We start from the raw sequence: 17195 nt of genomic DNA on the forward strand, positions 1-17195 counted from the left end.
GCGGGTCGCGGCGGCGCGGCCGGGGCCGGTGTCGGCGGCCGGGCACCAGGAGCTGGCGTCGCACGTCCTGCTCCTGCCGTTCGTCCCGGACGACGTCCGGCGGGCCTTCACCGCGCGTCTCCTCGACCCCCTGCGCGAGTACGACCGACGGCATCGCGCGGAGCTCGTCCCGACGCTCGAAGCGTTCCTCGCCTGCGACGGCTCCTGGACGCGCTGTGCCTCCCAGCTCCACCTGCACGTCAACACACTGCGCTACCGGGTGGGCAGGATCGAGCAGTTGACGGGGCGTGACCTCGCGAAGCTGGAGGACAAGCTCGACTTCTTCCTCGCGCTGCGCATGAGTTGACGCGTGTCGGCCGAAGTGGCGTAAGGGGTCGGCGAGTTGGCGTGAGGTGCCGGCGGGCCTTCGGCGGGCCGGGGACCCGGCCTCCGGCTGCTGAAACCCCGGCGCGTCGAGTTCCCCCGACTTTGTGAAATCCTTCACCCACCCCCTTGGCCCCGTGCCACGATCCGTGCTGAGATGCGGCCACCACTCAACAGCTCGATGGCGTGCTCGGGGAGGGCAACGTGGCGCACACCGCCATGTCCGGTTACGGAACGACCCCTGGTGACGATCCTCTCCAGACCGCGGTGTGGCGGCTGCGGTCGCGCGCCTGCTGGACGGACGCGGCGGCGCTGCTGCCCGCCGACACGGCGTCCGGCTCGCTCCAGCGGGCCGCGCTGCTGGTCGAGCGGTGTCTGTACACGGAGCAGGGGTGGGCCGACGCGGAGGACGCGCTGCGGGTCGCCGAGGCGGTCGCGCACTCCGACTCAGAGCGGGGCGCCGCCGCTTGTGAACGCGGGTACTTGGCGTACTCGTCCACGTTGCACGGGGTGCGGGACCGGACCGACGAGGCGCGTGCGGCCCTCGGGCGGGCCGCCGCGCTGATCCCTCCGGGGGCTGTGCCGAGGGCGCTGCTCGACTTCCGCCGGGGGCTGTTGGCGGAGAACCTCGCGCGGTCTCCCCAGTCGGCGCGGGCCGCGTACCGCCGGGCCCATGCGGCCGCCGCCGAATCGTCCGACTCCCTGTTGCTGTCGTTCACTTGGCGCCATCTCGCGGGACTCGCCCTGCGGGACGGGGAGTTGACGGAGGCGCGGCACGGGTTCGCCGAATCGCTGCGGCTGCGGGAGGAGTTGGGGTATCTGGTGGGGACGGCTCCGGCGCTGGCGTCCCTGGCGGAGACGGAGGAGGAGCCGGAGGCTTCGCGGTTGAGGGAGGAGGCGAGGAGGTTGTTCCAGTTGCTGGGGGGTGTTCCGACGTGGCTGGCAAGGCAGTTGGGGGTCGTGAAGGACGCGTCGTAGGTCGGGTGCGGGTGCGTCGCGGTTACTCGCGCCCACGCGGCGGAGCCGCATATCAGACGCAGCCCCGCGCCCCTTGAAAGACGTGGCTGACGCCGTCTTTCACCTTTCGGCCCCCTAGCCCCCGAAGTGCTCCTCCACCAACAGCCTCACCGTCTCCACATCCCCCACCACCAGCGCATCCACCAACCGCACATGCCCCGCCGCATCCGCCGTCGGATCCCCGTACCCCTGCTGAGCCCGCCGGTGCAAGTCCTCGGCCAGCTGCACCAGTTGCCCGTTCCCCGCGAACCCCAGCAACGCCCCGTGGAACGCCCTGTCCGCCTCCGCGTACGTCGCCCGGCAGCCGGAAGCCGCGGCTCTCACGCCGGCCTCCGCCAACGGCCGCAGTTCCGCCCAGCGTTCACGGGGGACCGTCCGTGCGAGGCGCATTATCACCGGGGCCTCCAGCAGGCCCCGTATCTCGGCCAGTTCGGCCAGCTCTCGCGCACCGCGCTCAACAACCCGGAAGCCCCGGTTCGGGACGACTTCGACGGCGCCTTCCAGGGCGAGTTGCTGCATGGCTTCGCGGACCGGGGTCGCGGAGACGCCGAAGCGGTCGCCGAGGGCGGGGGCGGAGTAGACCTCGCCGGGGAGGAGGTCGCCGGTGACGAGGGCGGTGCGCAGCGCGTCGAGGATCTGGCCCCGGACGGAGGAGCGCTGGACGACGGGACGGGCCGGGGGGATCGGCGGCTCGCTGTGGGTGTGCTCGCCGCGGGCGGCGTCCTGTGCGGGGACGTGGGGTGCGGTGCCTTGGCGGGGGACGGTGACCGGCCTCTCGGCGCCCGCGCCCGCACCGGCACTCGCACCGCCGCCGTACGCCTCTAAGCCCGCGGCGGCAGCGCCGTGCGGCTCGTAGGAGCCCTGTGCGGTCGGGGTCACGGGGGTCTCCTCCGGGCTTGTCGGTACTTGGGGCCATTACGACCGGTTGTTACTCGTCCGTCAAGCACCATAGGCCCACTCGCGGCAAGTTCAAATCCCAACCATTTTGAGTAAGGTTAGGCTTACCTTCCAAAACTCGTGGATCGGTGGCCCCCGCATGCCCACTCCCCCGCCTGTCGTGCACGACGCGTACGCCCGCCTGACGGAGGTCTGCCCGAGCGTCACGGTGCGTCACCTCGGGGACGACGAAGCGGCGCCGACGGGCGACGGCTGGGTGTCGGCGGCGGGGCTCGCGGCCGGAAACACCGAGATGGAACGTTTCCTCGACTGGGACGACGCACAGGTACTGCGGGACTACGGAAAGCAGGGGCGCCCGGACGTCGTCGCGAGCTTCGGCCTCCACCGGTACTCGTGGCCGGCCTGCCTGCTGTTCACGATCCCCTGGTTCCTGCACCGCCGGGTCCCCCGCTTCCCCGTGACGCATGTCTCGTACGACCGCACCGACGGCATGCGCCTCGCGGTGCGGACGCCGGTGTCGTTCGCGTGTCTGCCGGGCGACCCGGCGGCGGGGGACCCGGGGGCCGTCGTCGTGCCGGACGAGGAGGCGCTCAGGGCGCAGCTGCGGGCGGCCGTCGCCGAACACCACGAGCCGCTGCTCGCCGGGTTCGGGCCGCGGATGCGGCGGCGGGGGCGGGCGCTGTGGGCGACGGTGACGGACGAGATCGTCGAGGGCGTCTGGTACGTCGCGGCGCTGCTCGGCGAGGGGGAGCGGGAACGGGCGCGGCGGGAGCTGGAGTTGCTGCTGCCGGGGGCGACACGGCCGTACGTCGGGACAGCCGCGTTCCGTGAACTCGCAGGTCCGAACGGCGAGTCGCTGCCGACCCGGGACCGGGCGAGCTGCTGCATGTACTACACGATCGACGCGGACGACCCCTGCGCGACCTGCCCGCGCACCTGCGACGCCGAACGGATCGCCAAGCTCATGGCGGCAACGGCGAGTTGACGGCGGTTCACACACCCCCCTCGTACGAGGCGCGGGTGAAGCTGTCGTAAGATCATCGCCGAACGGGACGGCCGTACGGTAACGAGGGCTTCACAATTTCCTCACGCGCCGCGGAAACTTTCCGTGGAACCATCCGTACGAGTAGTCTTATTCGAACTCAACTCCCTCCGCTCAAGCAGCAGTTCGAGCAGAACGTCGCCGTGGGCATCCCCTTGCACCTCCTTGGCGGCCTCTTGCCCCGAAACCCCCTTGAGGGCCGGGGGGATTGGGCCAATATGGCGGGCGATACGCCCTATCCCAATGCAAGGGACTCCAGATGAGACTGACCGACATATCGCTGAACTGGCTGCTTCCGGGCGCCGTACTGCTCCTGGGCCTGCTGGCGGCGATGGCGGTGCTCGCGCGGAGCAAGCGGTCCGGCGGGGAGCACGCCAAGGACGACTCCTGGGAGCGCAGCGAGGAACGGCGTAGGCGCAAGGAAGCGTTCTACGGCATGGCCTCCTATGTCCTGCTGTTCTGCTGCGCCGCCGTCGCCGCGGCGCTCTCCTACCGGGGGCTCGTCGGCTTCGGCCGGGAGAACCTCGGCCTTTCCAACGGGTGGGAGTACCTGGTCCCGTTCGGCCTCGACGGTGCGGCCATGTTCTGCTCCGTCCTCGCCGTGCGCGAGGCGAGCCACGGTGACGCGGCTCTCGGCTCCCGGATACTGGTGTGGACGTTCGCGGGCGCTGCCGCCTGGTTCAACTGGGTGCACGCGCCCCGGGGCTTCGGTCACGACGGTGCGCCCCAGTTCTTCTCCGGTATGTCCCTCTCCGCCGCCGTCCTGTTCGACCGCGCGCTGAAGCAGACCCGCCGTTCCGCGCTGCGTGAGCAGGGTCTCGTGCCGCGTCCGCTGCCGCAGATCCGTGTCGTGCGCTGGGTGCGGGCGCCTCGCGAGACGTACAAGGCGTGGTCGCTGATGCTTCTGGAGAACGTCCGCAGCCTCGACGAGGCGGTCGACGAGGTGCGCGACGACAAGGCGCGCAAGCAGGAGGCGAAGCGGCTCCAGCGTGAGCAGTCCCGGGTGGAGAAGGCTCAGCTCAAGGCCATAAGCCGGGGGCACCGGGGGTTTCCCGGGCGGGGTGGCCGGCCGATGGAGGCGCCTCCGGAGGTGGCACTTGAGCGGGTCGGCACCGGCGCTTCGGAGCCTGCCATAGCGGCGTCCTCACCGGAGCAGCTGCCGGTCCGCCAGCGCCCCTCGCTCTCGCCGGTCCGGCAGGGCTCGGAGGCGTCGCTCTCCAGCACCGTCGACCTCACCGCCGAGGACGACACGATGGCGCTGCCGCGACTGGACTCGCTGGAGCGCAAGCTCAAGGACCTGGAGCAGCAGTTCGGCTGACGGCTCCGTGAGCCGTGGGTACCTCGGGGCGGGGGCGCGACCTGGACAGGGTCGCGCCCCCGCCCCGTTGTCCGTCCACGTCACCTCGGACTAGGCGGCTTCCGCGCCGAGTTCGAACCAGACGGCCTTGCCGATGCCGTGCGGTCTGACGCCCCAGGCGTCCGCCAGGGACTGGACGAGGAACAGGCCTCTGCCGCCCGTGCTGTCGTCGGTGCGGACGGGTTCGGGGCGGGGGAGCCGGGCCACGAAGTCCCGTACCTCCACGTGGAGTCCTTCGGGTCCGACGGTCGCCGTCAGGACCGCGTCGTCGTCGGTGTGGACGAGTGCGTTGGTGACCAGTTCGCTGGTGAGCAGTTCCGCGATGTCCGAGCGGCCGGGTTTTCCCCAGTTGTGCAGCAGTTCCCTGAGTGCGTGCCGGGCCTCGGGCACCGCGCCCAGGTCCGCGCGCTCCAGTCGCCGCCGCAGCTGTGGGTGGCCGGCGTCGCCCTCGTACTCGGCGTTGTCGCCTGCCCGTGCCGCGTGTCCCGTCTCCTGCGGTGCCGCAGAGGAGGCCCCGATCGCCATGGGACCGCCCCCTCGTGCCTGCCTATTCATGACCCCCGCCCGCGCGCCGATGTCGGTTTCCCTCCTGCCTCGAACACGTTCACGGGAATCCATGCCCCGTGGAGCGGACGGCAGTCATGTCACGTCGGCAACGCCCAGGTGTTCGGCCATGTTCTCGGCACGGGGTGTCACGCCCCGCCACACGCCTCTGACCTGCCGACAAAGCCGGTGGCATATACCCATGGCCTCTCGCGGGTCGCACGGGCGGACACTCCCGGCCCTGAAGACGCATACACAAGCGCGAACCGACCTCGACCCCCCGCACCGCTCCCCACCCCCACCCCCTCCGCACACCCCCTCCACCCCGCTCGGTCCCGCGTCGACCTCCCCCTCCCGAACCTGCCGTACCCGACTCGGACCGACACCCACCGCCCACAGACACCCCCCGCCCTCCCCTCCTCCCCCAACTTGGCCAAAAACCACCCCACCCCGGCCACAGCCCCTGGCGCCCCCAACCCCTTGCTGCTGGTCACACCCTGGTGAGCACCGGCCGACAAGAACCGGACGAGAAGGGAAACACCGAGAGCGGGCCAGAGGGAGGAGGGCGGGAAAGTGACGCGGGGACCAGGTCCGGGGGTCGGGGGTGGGGCAGGGCCGCCCTCTCGTCCCCCATGCGTGAGGGCGGCCCAGTCTCGGGGACGGCTCAGTCCCGGGGACGGCTCAGTCTCGGGGACGGCTCAGTCTCGGGGACGGCTCAGTGGAGCTTCCTCACCGCTGTGGCCGTCGTCTTCCTGAACGCCTTGACCGGCGCGTCCTTGAACGTGCCGAGCCGGCCCCAGTCCACGACGGTGACGGTGCGGCCGTCGCGGCCGACGGAGAGGAGGCGGATGTCCGTCGCACCCCAGGAGGCGACCGTGTGGAGGCCGAAGACGTGAGCTCCCTCCTCCACCCGGACGGCCCCGTAGTCCTTGAACTCGGCCTGAACGTCCGGGTACTTCTCCTCGATGCGCGCCGCACAGGACCGGATGTCCTTCTCGACCCGCTCGTAACGCCCCTTCGCGAGCGCCTCGTCGGGCAGCACCACACTCATCTGAAGGGCTTCCGCGTCGAGTTCGGTACGGAAGGTGCGGTACCAGGAACCCTCCCCGACCCCACCCATCGCCATGCCCAGACACGTGTCCGCCTCGACCTCGTCCGGCACCCCCCGGGTGACCGGCCCCGCCGTCCACGCGGACGACGCGTCCGGCGGCAGCTCACCGGCGGACAGGAACCCCGGCCGCGAGGTCACAGCCGACGCGGGAGCGGCGGACGTGGAAACGACGGCCGCGGGAACGGCCGACAGACAGACGGCGGTGAGTGCGCTGAGCACGGCCGTGTGGACATGAGTGTGCATGGACGGTCCCCCGTGAGTGCAGATGGATGTGAACAAGCCGCACTCCGGCGTACGTTGGGCTTTCCGGTGCGACACCACGAGCATCAGGCGCCCCGCCCGCCCACGGCAAGCCGCACCACCCGTCCGCCGGGGATGGAACCATCCCACCCCCGCTGACGTGCAGATACAGAGAAGCCTGGGATGCCGTCCCGGGCCCGGGACACACGGGGGCACGGTGACGAGCGGCCAGCACGCGGCACACTTCGCGGCACGCCTGAGGGAACTGAAGTCCCGCACCGACCGCAGCTACGGCTCCCTCGCCCGCCGCCTCGGCATGAACACCTCCACCCTCCACCGCTACTGCGCGGGCGACGCCGTCCCCCAGGACTTCGCCCCCGTCGAACGCCTCGCCGGCTTCTGCGGCGCAACCCCCGAGGAACGCCTCGAACTCCACCGCCTGTGGCTGCTGGCGGTACAGGAACGACAGGGCCGGGGCCGTAAGGAAGAGGCCGAGGCCGGGGACGAGACCGACGCGGACGGCGATCCCGAGGGCGCCGCCCGCTCCGGCACCGGTCCCGAGACGGACGGCGAGGAGACCGGCGCCGATGAGCCGAACGCCCCCCTCGCCCACCCCGACACCGCCCCCCACCCCCCCTCCGCCCCCGCCCCCGTCGTCCAGAACACCACCCCGCCCCGCCCCCGCCCCTGGTACCGCCGCCGCACGACCGTTCTCGCCGCCGTCGCCTGTGTCGTCGCGGCGACGATCGGGACGCTGTCGGCGCTGCCGGACGACCGGAGGCCACCGGCGCCGGGAACGGCCGCGCGGGCGGGGAACGACGTGCCGTCGCTGAGTTCACGTCCGGGGAGGCTGACGGCGAGCCCCGCCGGGAGCCCGAGCGCGTCCGGGTCGCCGTCGCCGTCGTCCTCGTCGTCGTCGAGCGCGGCTCCTTCCCCCGAGGCGTCGCCGTCCGGCTCCCCCGCCTCGAAGCCTGTCACCGGCACCCCCATCGCCTTGAGTGTCGACTCCCATGTCTGGAGCCAGGGCTGCGGGCACTACTACGTCATCGACAAGCCACCCGTGCAGGTCCCTCCGCCCCCGGTGTCCCAGGACGCCCGCGCGTGGGCGACGGCGGAGGGCGCGCTGCACGGCGAGGACACGATGATCCGGATCTCGGTGCAGGGGCGGTCGGACACGGCGGTGGTGCTGGAGGGGCTGCGCGTGCGGATCGCGAGCCGGGCGCAGCCGGCGGCGGGGAACGCGTACTCCATGGACCGGGGCTGCGGCGGCAACCTCACGCCCCGCGAGTTCGCCGTCGACCTGGACAAGGAGCGCCCGATCGCCCGCTCGATGCCGGGCGGCGACGAGAACACGAAGTTCCCCGCCATCAGCTTCCCCTACAGCGTCTCCTCGAAGGACCCGGAGATCCTCCAGGTCACGGCGCGCACGGCGGGCTGCGACTGCTCCTGGTACCTGGAGCTGGACTGGTCGTCCCAGGGCCGCACCGGCACAGTCCGGATCGACGACGCGGGCCGCCCCTTCCGGACGACCGCGATCACGGGACTGCCGAGGTACTTGTACGACTACCAGAGCCGGAACTGGGCTCCCGACAGCGAGTGACCCGTCCTCACGCCTCCCAGACCGCCGCCGCCGTCCGGTCGTCCGCGTACCCCTTCACCCTGATCTGCACGTCCGCGAGGAACTCCGCGAGGCTGGGCGCGGGGGCGCCGGACCAGCGTGCGGTGAGGTGTCCGGCGAGTTCCAGCTCGCCCCTCAGGGGGTCCGCGAGACCGCCCGTGCACATCAGGAGCGTGTCGCCGGGCTGGGCCGTGGAGGTGCGGAAGAGGAAGGGGTCGGGGGGCGGGAGCTGGTCGTAGGGGGTGGCCGGGGGAGTGTAGGGGCCGCCTGTGTACGGTCCGCCGGTCTCCGCCCCCTCCGGGTGTGGAAGCGGTTTCGACGTGGTCCGGTGTGGGCCCGGTTCGCCCGGGGCCGGTTCGATGTCCTGCCACTCCCCCGACCGCAGCCGGAACAGGCCGCCGTCCCCGACGCCGAAGAAGACGCGGGTGCGGCACGCCGGGTCGGCGGGGAGGAGGAGACAGCGCAGGGTCGCCGTGTACTCCTGCGGGGTGAGGCCCTGTTCGGCGGCGCCGGCCCGCAGGCGGCCGAGGCTGCGGTCGGTCAGCCGGTGCAGTCCCGACTTCAGGTCTCCCCGCCGGCCCGCCCCGATGTCCTCCGACAGCCGGACGTGACTGCGCCCAACGGCCCTGCCGATCCACCGGCACACCTCGGCGGCGGCCTTGTGCGCGCCCACGGTCGCCCGCGCGCCGGTCGCCATCGCCACCAGCACCAACGCCTGCTCCCCGTGACCGAACCGCGCGGTCAGCAACGCGTCCCGCCTCGGCTCCCCCCGGTACCTCGCGGAGTCCCCCCGCACCGAGACCGCCCGCACCGTGCTGCTCCCGTACCTGGCCCCGTCCAGCACCGTGTCCGCGACGAGCTCCTCCAGCGCGTCGGGGTCCGCGAGGGGGAGGGCGGTGGGGTCGGCGTCGTAGGTCGGGGGGCCTGAACCGACGTAGTGGGTGAGGAGGGGGGTGTGGGAGGGGGGCGGGGGTGTTTGTGGGAGCGTTTGCGAGGCCGAAGGGAGAAGCGGGGGCGCGGCCGGGGAGCGAAGATCCGGGGCCGAGGGCACACCCGGTTCCGGGCGCCCCGCGAAGCCTGCCGGCAAGGGGCCCGGCGGGAAGTTCGCAGGGCCCGAGGGGGTCTGGGGCGGGGGTTCCCAAGGGGCTCGGTACGACGGGACCGGGGGCGGGGCTTCGGACGAGGCTTCGGACGACGATGAGGTGGGCGGTTGTGGTACCGCTTGCCTCGGCAGAGTCAGACGGATCGTGTCGCCGGGGCGCTCCGGAGCCCCCAGCTCCTCCGATTCCGTCGACTTCTCGGGCTCCTCGGGCTTCTCCGGCCGCTCGGACCGGTCCAGCCCCTCAGGGCTCACCGGCTTCCGGAACCGCTCCGCCTCCTCCGGCGCGGCCGGCTCGCCGGCCCCGTCGGCGGCGGTGCGCTCGACGGCGTCGTCCCCGGCGTCGTGGGGCCGGTTCTCGGGGGTGCCGTTGGTGCGGCGGGGGCGGGGGATCGGCTCCCACCATTCCTCCGTGTCCGGGCTCAGCGTGCCGGAGGCGGAGGCGAAGCGGTCGTCCAGGGAATCGGTGGTGGGTGCGGGACCGGTGTCGTCGGTGGGGGCGTCGTACAGCTGCCCCCACCAGTCGTCCTGGTGGCCGGTGGGACTTCCCCCCTGCTGGCTCATGCCCCTAATTGTCCACCGCTCGGGCCGGAAGAAAACGGGGCATCGGGAAAATGCGCGTCCTGGGGAACGGTTCGCGCGGCGTGTCGCGAGGGACTTCGGACGGGCGTTCGGGAGTGCGGGCCGCCGGACGATTCCACCCCCCACGGGAGAACCGCCCGGCGACGCCGCGGGCCGTGCCACAACCGCTCGCTGCGGCCGACGCTCCGAGTCTGCGGGCCTTCTCTGATAATCCGCTGAGAGCAAGGGTTGAATTCGATGTGAGCACGGGGCCCGTGGGACACCGCAGGCCCCCCGTGAGCCCATCTTGACCTGCGCCGTGCCCCCTCCTCCTGCACCCTGGGCAGATGGGAGTGTGGGAACTCCTGCTGGTCGGTCTGGTCATCCTGCTCGGCCTGTGCGGAGTGCTGGTACCCGGCGTGCCGGGGTCGTGGCTGGTGTGGGCCGGGGTGCTGTGGTGGGCGCTGAAGGACCCGCAGCCGGTCGCGTGGTCCGTGCTGGTCGGGGCGACGGTCGCGCTGTTCCTGGCCCAGGTGGTCCGCTGGGCGCTGCCCCCGCGCAGGCTGAGAGGGAGCGGGGCGTCGCCCCGGATGGCGGTGTACGCCGGAGCGGGCGCCCTCCTCGGGTTCGTCCTGATCCCGGTGCTGGGCGCGATCCCCGGGTTCGTCGGCGGCGTCTACCTCTGCGAGCGCCTCCGGCTGGGGCGCCACCGGGAGGCGCGGGCGGCGCTGCGGACGGTGATGCGGGCGGGGGGTTCGAGCATCCTGACGGAGCTGTTCACGTGCCTGTTGATCGCGGGGGCGTGGGTGGGGGCGGTGCTGTGGGGGTGAGGGTGGGCGGGGCTCCCCTCACAAGCTCCCCTCCAGCCTCAGCAGGCTCACCTTCCGCTCCAGTCCGCCCGCGTACCCCGTCAGCGACCCGTCCGCCCCGATCACCCGGTGGCACGGCCGCAGGATCAGCAGCGGGTTCGCTCCGAGCGCCCCGCCGACCGCCCGTACGGCGGCCCGGGACGCCCCGGTCAGGGAGGCGATCTCGCCGTACGTGACAGTCGTGCCGTAGGAAACGCTTTCCAGCGCTTTCCACACCTTCTCCCGGAACTCCGTCCCCGCCGCCCGCATGGGCAGCGCGAACTCCGTCAGCTCCCCGGCGAAGTACGCGTCGAGCTGTTCCCGGGCGGCCCGGAAGGGGCCGGTGTCCTCCCGCCACCCCGCCTCGGGGGTGCGCCCGCCCTTCTGGCCGGGGACGGAGAGGGAGGTGAGGACGCCGTCGGGGTCGGCGGTGAGGAGCAGCTCCCCGAGGGGGCTGGGGATCCGGGTGTACGTCGTGCTCATCGCGCTTCCTCAGGTCGCCGGTCGGCCCGCTGCGGGCCCTCGTACCGTCCAGTGTGAGCGGTACGAGGGGTGCCGGGCTGGCGGAAATCCGACATGGGGTTCAGGGGGCCGGGGGTGGGGCCGGCGCACCCCCGGGGTGGTGCCCCCTCACTCCCGTCCCCGCTTGGCGGCCCAGTTCGCCCGCCCCACCGCGCCCTTCGCCTTCCACTCGCGCCGCATCTCGGCCCGCAGCCGGGCGTCCGACTTGGACACGATCCACTGGTTCTCGCGGACGAGCTTGCGGTAGCTCTCCAGCCGCCGCACGGCGAGCGCGCCGTCCTCGACGGCCACCAGCACCGCGCACCCGGGTTCGGCCTCGTGCGCGCAGTCCTGGAACCGGCAGCCGGTGGCCAGTTCCTCGATCTCGGAGAACACCTGCCCGACCCCGTGCCCGGCGTCCCACAAGCCGACGCCGCGCAGGCCGGGTGTGTCGATGAGGACACCGCCGGTGGGCAGGGGCAGGAGGTTGCGGGTGGTCGTGGTGTGCCGCCCCTTGCCGTCGACGTCACGGGCGGCTTGGACGTCCATGACGTCCGCGCCGACGAGCGTGTTGGCGAGCGTCGACTTCCCGGCCCCGGACGCGCCGAGCAGCACGGACGTCCCCCGCCCGACGAGCGCGCCGAGTTCCTCGACCCCCTCCCCGGTGAGCGCGCTGACGCTCAGCACCGGCACGCCGGGCGCGGTGCTCTCGACGTCCCGCACGAGGTGCGCGAGGACGACGGGGTCGGCGACGAGGTCGGCCTTGCTGAGGACGACGACGGGTTGCGCCCCCGATTCCCAGGCGAGCGCCAAGTACCGCTCCACGCGCCCGAGATCGAGTTCGACGGCGAGGGAGACGGCGATCACGGCGTGGTCGACGTTGGCGGCGAGGACCTGTCCCTCGGACCGCTTGGACGAGGTGGACCGCACGAACGCGGTCCGCCGGGGCAGCAACGTCCGTACGTAGCGCGGGTCTTCACCCGCGGGGTCGACGACGGCCCAGTCGCCGGTGCACACGACCTTCATCGGATCGCGCGGCACGACGAACTCGGTGTCCGCCCGCACGACCCCCTCGGCCGTGACGACGTCGCACAACCCCCGGTCGACACGTACGACTCGACCGAGAACAGCGCCCTTCTCACGATGGGGCGCGAAACTCTCCTCCCACTCCGCGTCCCACCCGTAGGGGGTGAGGGGGTGCGAGGAATTTCCAGAAACGGAGAAACTCAAGGGAGACCCTTCACAAGGGCGGTCCCGGCAGCGCGCGTTGCGCCTCAGTCAGTAAGCCGACGACCGCGGAAGTGGAGCACGAACACCTGGTTGCCGCGGGACACACCCGCTTCGAAAGCAGCCATGACGCACACCTCCCGAACTTTTCTCGCCGGTCTCTTCCCCGATCAGCACGGGGCGCGCACAGCCTAGAGAACCGGGGAGAGTGTCCACCACCGGTTTTCCGCCCGGTTCCCACGATTCTCAGAGCTGCATCAGAGCCCCATCAGAATCACCTCGGAGATTCCCCCGCTACTCAACGGTACCGGCCCGTCACCTTCCAATACTCCGGGTAACCGCACGAGTTCACCACACGGCGACCGTACGATCCACTCCGCCACGGGCGTGTCGTCGCCGTCCGTTCACCCCCACCGCTCTTCCCCCGCATTCCGGAGCCGCCCGTGTCCTCTCTCTATCCGCTCGCGTCCACGCAGATCGACGGGATCGAACCGCCCGTCGTGCAGCCGGACATCGTCCGGGACGCCGACGGCGTGGTGCGTGAGGTGTCGGTGCCCGCGCTGGTGCCGACGGTGGGGCACGGGTCGCTCGCGGACCTGCCGTTCGACAACGCGACGCGGGCGCCGCAGGACGTGATGTTCAGCAGGCGCACCAGGGACGGGCGTTGGGGGGATGTGACGGCGGAGCGGTTCGCGCGGGAGGTGACGGCGCTCGCCAAGGGGCTGATCGCGGAAGGACTTTCGCCGGGTGACCGGATCGCGGTGCTGGCGCGTACCTCGTACGAGTGGACGCTGACGGACTTCGCGGCGTGGGCGGCGGGGCTGGTGACCGTGCCGGTGCATCCGGGGTTCTCCCCGCGCCGCGTCGAGTGGGTGCTGCGGCACTCCGGCGCGGCGGCGCTGGTGGCGGGGGACGTGCAGCAGGCGATGGGGGTGCGGGAGGCGGGGCTGCGGCATGTGTGGGTGATCGAACAGGGGCATCTGGAGCGGCTCGTGGAGGTGGGCGCGGAGGTGCCGGACGCGGAGGTGGGGGTGCGGCGCGGGATGCTCGGGCCGGTGACTCCGGCGTCGATCGTGTACACGTCCGGCACGACCGGGCGGCCCACGGCGTGTGTGCTGACCCACGGCAATTTCTTCGCGCAGATCGACAACGTCGTCGAGTTGCTCTTCCCGGCGCTCAAGTCGGCGGCGGGGCGGGACACTTCGGTGGTGCTGTGCGTGTCGCAGGCCCATGCCTTCGGGCGGGTCGCGGCGCTGGCGTGTGTGCGGGCGCGGGTGCGGACGGGGCATGCGCCGAGTCTCGCGCCGGAGGAACTCCTGCCGATGCTGGAGGAGTTCAGGCCGACGGCGCTGTTCGCGACGCCGGTGCTGCTGGAGCGGCTGTTCCGTTCGATGCGGGCGCGGGCGCAGGAGTCGGGCAGGCTCACCGCGTTCGACCGGTCGGCGCGGATCGCGGCGCGGTTCGGCGAGGCGGAGCAGCGGCAGCGGCTCGGCCGGGGTGAGGGGCCGGACCGGACGCTGCGGGCGGCGCGCGCGGTCTACGACCGGAGCGTGTACCGGCGGCTGCGGGCCTCGCTGGGCGGCCGGGTCGAGCACGTGGTGTGCGGAAGCTCGGCGCTGCGGCGGCAGTTGGCGGCGTTCTACACGGGCGCCGGGGTTCCGGTGTACGAGACGTACGGGCTGACGGAGTCGACGGGCATCGCGACGCTCGCCCCGCCGCTGCGGCCCCGGCTCGGCACGGCGGGTCATCCGCTGCCGGGGACGCGGGTGCGGATCGCCCGGGACGGGGAGATCCTGCTGTCCGGCCGCCATGTCCTGCACGGCTGTTGGGACCCGGGCGCGAGCAAGCTGCTGCCCGCGGCGCCGGGCGGCTGGCTGGCGACGGGGGATCTGGGGCTGCTGGACGAGGAGGGGTATCTCGTCGTCACCGGCCGGCGCGAGGACACGCTGACGACGTCCCTCGGCGCGCGGGTCGCCCCGCTGCCCGTCGAACACCGTCTGCGGGCCCACCCGTTGGTCTCGCAGGCCGTCCTGGTCGGCGCGGGCCGCCCGTACACCGGTGTCCTGCTGACCCTGGACCCGGCGGGCCTGACCCACTGGCGCCGGACCGCGAAGCGCACCGCCACGCCGTACGAACTGCTGCTGGACGACGTCGAGTTGCGGGCCGTGCTCCAGGAGGCGGTGGACGACGCGAACCGGGCGACCGGCGCCGGCATCGGGCGGTTCGCGGTGCTGCCGGGGGAGTTCACGCGGACGTCGGGGCATCTGACGCCGACGGGGACGCTGCGCAGGGACCGGATCCTGGGGGACTTCGCGGGGGAGGTGGAGGCGCTGTTCCGGTGAACTCCCCGGTAGCGGTGGTCAGTCGGCGCAGAGCCGGTACCCGACACCCCGTACCGTCCTGATCAGCGTGTGGCCCGGGTCCCCCAGCTTGCGGCGCAGGTAGTAGACGTACGTCTCGACGTTCCCCGACCCCTCGGTCCGCCGCTGCCACACCTGCTCCTGGAGCTGCTCCCGGGTGAGCACCCGGCCGGGGTTCTCCAGCAGGCAGCGCAGCAGGGCGAATTCGGTGCCGGTGAGTTCCAGCGGCCGTCCGCAGACGCGGACCTGGTGGGCGTCGAGGTCCATCTCGACCTCCCCGGCGCTGAGCCGGCTCGGCCCCGCGGGGGCGGCCCTCACTCCGCTGCGGCGCAGCAACGCCCGTACGCGTGCGGTGACTTCCCGCAGCTCGAAGGGTTTGGCGACGAAGTCGTCGCCGCCGAGGTCGAGGCCGCGGACGAGGTCGTCGATCCCGCCGCGTCCGGCGAGGAAGAGGACGGGCACGGTGACGCCGCGGGCGCGCAGCATGCGGCAGACCTGGAAGCCGTCGATGTCGGGGAGGCGGATGTCGAGCAGGACGAGGTCGGGCTGCCCGCGCGCGATCAGTTCCAGTGCCTGACGGCCGGTCGAGGCGACGGTGACCCGGAATCCGGCGAACTCCAGCGCCATGGCGAGCATGCCCCGGACGCTGTCCTCGGCGTCGACGACGAGGAGGCGTGCGGAGACAGGAGTGGTCATGTCCTGTTCCTTAGTCCACAGTGAGACTCACGCGAGGGTGCTTGAGTCATCAACCTCTACGGAACGTATCGTCACACATACCGGTGAGTAACTGAACTTGCCGCTGGCATATCCCAGTACGTGGGAAAACCCCGGCCCCGTGGAGGCCCGGGGCACTTCACCTTCCCCCCTAGTCGCAGGGGTGTCCGTTCAGCGTGAACCCGAAGGGTGCCGTGTTCTTGCCCTGCCAGGAGGCGAGGAACCCAAAGGACAGGGTGCCGTTCGCGGCGACCGACTTGTTGTAGTCGGCGGCGGTCGCGATGACCCGCGAGCCCATCTGCGCGACGGACGCGTCCCACATCTGGTCGACGTGCTGGCCGTCCTTGAAGGACCAGGAGACGTGCCAGTCGGTGAGCTTCTCGACGGTCGTCACGGTGACGGTCGCCTGGAAACCGTCGGGCCACTGGTTGACGAGGTCGTAGGTGACCGCGCACAGCGCTCCGTCGCCCTCGGGGGAGGAGGCCGAGCCGGTCGGCCCCTCGGAGGCGTCCGGCGACTCGCTCGCCGTGGCCGACGGGGTCCCCTGCGGTTCCGGGTCGGTGCGCCCGCCGCCGGTCGGCGAGGGACGGTCGTCCGACTTCGTCGTGGGTGTCTCGAAGGAGGGGACACCCCCGACGACCGGCGTGGAGTCGGTCGGCGTGCCGCGCGAGGCGCTCTCGCCCCGCGTGTCGCTGCCGCCGAACGGCATCAGGGACACGCCGAGCGCCAGGACCGACACCAGGACGGCGGCCACGAGGAGCCCGCCGCGCAGCGCCTTCGCCTTGGCCGCGGCAAGCCTGGCGGCCTCGCTCTCCGGGTCGATCAGGTCGGGCCGTCCGGCGCCGAGCCGTACCTCCGCGGCACGCCGGCGGCGCTCCAGGTAGGCGAGGCCGCCCCAGCCGATGACACCGCCCGCGAGAGCGGCGGGCAGTCCGCCGCCGTGCAGCCGCAGACACGCGGCGGCCTCGGCGCACTCGACGCAGAACGCGAGGTGGCGGGAGAGGTCCTCGGGCGCGTCGGCGCCCGGCGAGCGGGTGACCGCGTCGAGGAGGCGGACGTAGGAGCGGCACTCCGCGTCGAGCGGGGTGTCGAGGTGGTTGCGGTGGCAGCGGTCCCTGAACAGGCCGCGTACTTCATTGAGTTGCTCGGCGGCGTCCTGCGGGTCGAGGCCGAGCCTGCGGGCGACGGCGCGCAGCGGCAGCGCCTCGACCTCGGCGAGCCACAGCAGGGCGGCGTCCGGCTCCTGCATGTCGCGCAGGCCGCGCAGGGCGACGGGGCGGGTCAGCGGCGGGCCGGTGTAGCGGGCGGCTTTGTCCGAGTTGAGCCACAGGCGCAGGTCGGGGTCGAGGCGGTGGCCGTTCCCGCCGGCCTCCCAGCCGGCCGCCGAGGTGCGGACGGCCGTCAGCAGCAGGGGTATGCGGGGCAGCCGTGCGGCGCGGCGGCCTATGCTTCGGGTGCCGTCCTCGGCGGCCCGTGCCTCACGGATGCCGAGGGCGAACGCCTCACGGGCCAACTGGTGGGCGGCTGTCGAGCCGGCCGTGCACAGGTCGGCGTACGAAAGGACGGCGTCCCAGCACTCGGAGAACAGCGCGGCTTCCGCGGCGTCCTTCGGGGTCGGCAGGTCGGGCATGGGTCTCCTGCATTCGAATGCGAGGTCAACTCACCATAGCTGTAATGGAGTTGGGGGGAGTCTCGCG

At 72.4% G+C, this 17195-nt stretch carries 15 protein-coding genes; 7 read left to right on the forward strand and 8 right to left on the reverse strand.

Translation table 11 applies throughout. The features are described 5' to 3' along the window. Both ACVNF4_RS00005 and ACVNF4_RS00010 read left to right on the forward strand, forming a co-directional pair. Positions 1-346 (forward strand): PucR family transcriptional regulator (locus ACVNF4_RS00005; protein WP_461800495.1); only part of this gene is annotated, 346 nt, incomplete at its 5' end. Positions 347-567: 221 nt separating this feature from the next. Continuing rightward, positions 568-1341 (forward strand): hypothetical protein, encoded by a 774-nt coding sequence (locus ACVNF4_RS00010; protein WP_461800496.1) that lies wholly within the window; start codon positions 568-570, stop codon positions 1339-1341. Positions 1342-1455: 114 nt separating this feature from the next. On the opposite strand, the gene ACVNF4_RS00015 is transcribed toward ACVNF4_RS00010, so the two are convergent. Continuing rightward, entirely contained in the window at positions 1456-2259 is an 804-nt protein-coding gene (locus tag ACVNF4_RS00015; protein ID WP_461800497.1) for a GntR family transcriptional regulator, read from the reverse strand. 157 nt (positions 2260-2416) lie between these two features. Here ACVNF4_RS00015 and ACVNF4_RS00020 point away from each other — a divergent pair, with 157 nt between their 5' ends. Together ACVNF4_RS00020 and ACVNF4_RS00025 are read left to right on the forward strand one after the other, a co-directional pair. Further along, positions 2417-3262: a (2Fe-2S)-binding protein gene (locus ACVNF4_RS00020; protein WP_461800498.1), complete on the forward strand. Its 846-nt coding sequence runs from the start codon at positions 2417-2419 to the stop codon at positions 3260-3262. 316 nt (positions 3263-3578) lie between these two features. Next, a complete protein-coding gene (locus tag ACVNF4_RS00025) occupies positions 3579-4637 on the forward strand; it encodes a DUF2637 domain-containing protein (protein WP_461800499.1) in 1059 nt (352 codons plus the stop codon). Between the two features lie 90 nt (positions 4638-4727). Here ACVNF4_RS00025 and ACVNF4_RS00030 read toward each other — a convergent pair whose 3' ends face one another. Continuing rightward, positions 4728-5201 carry an ATP-binding protein gene (locus tag ACVNF4_RS00030; protein WP_461800500.1) on the reverse strand — a complete coding sequence of 158 codons (474 nt, stop codon included), beginning with the start codon at positions 5199-5201 and terminating at the stop codon, positions 4728-4730. Between the two features lie 733 nt (positions 5202-5934). Continuing rightward, on the reverse strand, positions 5935-6573 hold the full coding sequence (locus ACVNF4_RS00035) for a hypothetical protein (RefSeq protein WP_461800501.1): 639 nt from the start codon (positions 6571-6573) through the stop codon (positions 5935-5937). A gap of 214 nt (positions 6574-6787) precedes the next feature. On the opposite strand from ACVNF4_RS00035, the gene ACVNF4_RS00040 reads away from it, so the two are divergent. Then, entirely contained in the window at positions 6788-8170 is a 1383-nt protein-coding gene (locus tag ACVNF4_RS00040) for a helix-turn-helix domain-containing protein (RefSeq protein ID WP_461800502.1), read from the forward strand. A 7-nt stretch (positions 8171-8177) separates the two neighbouring features. Here the strand turns inward: ACVNF4_RS00040 and ACVNF4_RS00045 are convergent, their stop codons facing one another. Continuing rightward, the gene (locus ACVNF4_RS00045) at positions 8178-9851 is read right to left on the reverse strand and encodes a protein phosphatase 2C domain-containing protein (protein ID WP_461800503.1); all 1674 of its coding nucleotides are present in this window, start codon (positions 9849-9851) and stop codon (positions 8178-8180) included. A gap of 344 nt (positions 9852-10195) precedes the next feature. On the opposite strand from ACVNF4_RS00045, the gene ACVNF4_RS00050 reads away from it, so the two are divergent. Continuing rightward, a complete protein-coding gene (locus ACVNF4_RS00050; RefSeq protein ID WP_461800504.1) occupies positions 10196-10678 on the forward strand; it encodes a DUF456 domain-containing protein in 483 nt (160 codons plus the stop codon). 18 nt (positions 10679-10696) lie between these two features. Here the strand turns inward: ACVNF4_RS00050 and ACVNF4_RS00055 are convergent, their stop codons facing one another. Next, positions 10697-11179, reverse strand: coding sequence for a methylated-DNA--[protein]-cysteine S-methyltransferase (locus ACVNF4_RS00055; protein WP_461800505.1), 483 nt, complete (start codon positions 11177-11179; stop codon positions 10697-10699). 147 nt (positions 11180-11326) lie between these two features. Continuing rightward, positions 11327-12427, reverse strand: a complete 1101-nt coding sequence (rsgA, locus tag ACVNF4_RS00060; RefSeq protein ID WP_461800506.1) for a ribosome small subunit-dependent GTPase A — start codon at positions 12425-12427, stop codon at positions 11327-11329. A gap of 440 nt (positions 12428-12867) precedes the next feature. On the opposite strand from rsgA, the gene ACVNF4_RS00065 reads away from it, so the two are divergent. Further along, positions 12868-14766: an AMP-dependent synthetase/ligase gene (locus ACVNF4_RS00065; protein WP_461800507.1), complete on the forward strand. Its 1899-nt coding sequence runs from the start codon at positions 12868-12870 to the stop codon at positions 14764-14766. Positions 14767-14784: 18 nt separating this feature from the next. On the opposite strand, the gene ACVNF4_RS00070 is transcribed toward ACVNF4_RS00065, so the two are convergent. Together ACVNF4_RS00070 and ACVNF4_RS00075 are read right to left on the reverse strand one after the other, a co-directional pair. Further along, positions 14785-15480 (reverse strand): response regulator transcription factor, encoded by a 696-nt coding sequence (locus tag ACVNF4_RS00070; RefSeq protein ID WP_461800508.1) that lies wholly within the window; start codon positions 15478-15480, stop codon positions 14785-14787. 169 nt (positions 15481-15649) lie between these two features. Next, positions 15650-17128 (reverse strand): cellulose binding domain-containing protein, encoded by a 1479-nt coding sequence (locus ACVNF4_RS00075; protein WP_461800509.1) that lies wholly within the window; start codon positions 17126-17128, stop codon positions 15650-15652. Positions 17129-17195 lie beyond the last annotated feature (67 nt).

This window comes from Streptomyces sp. S6, from assembly GCF_054880855.1.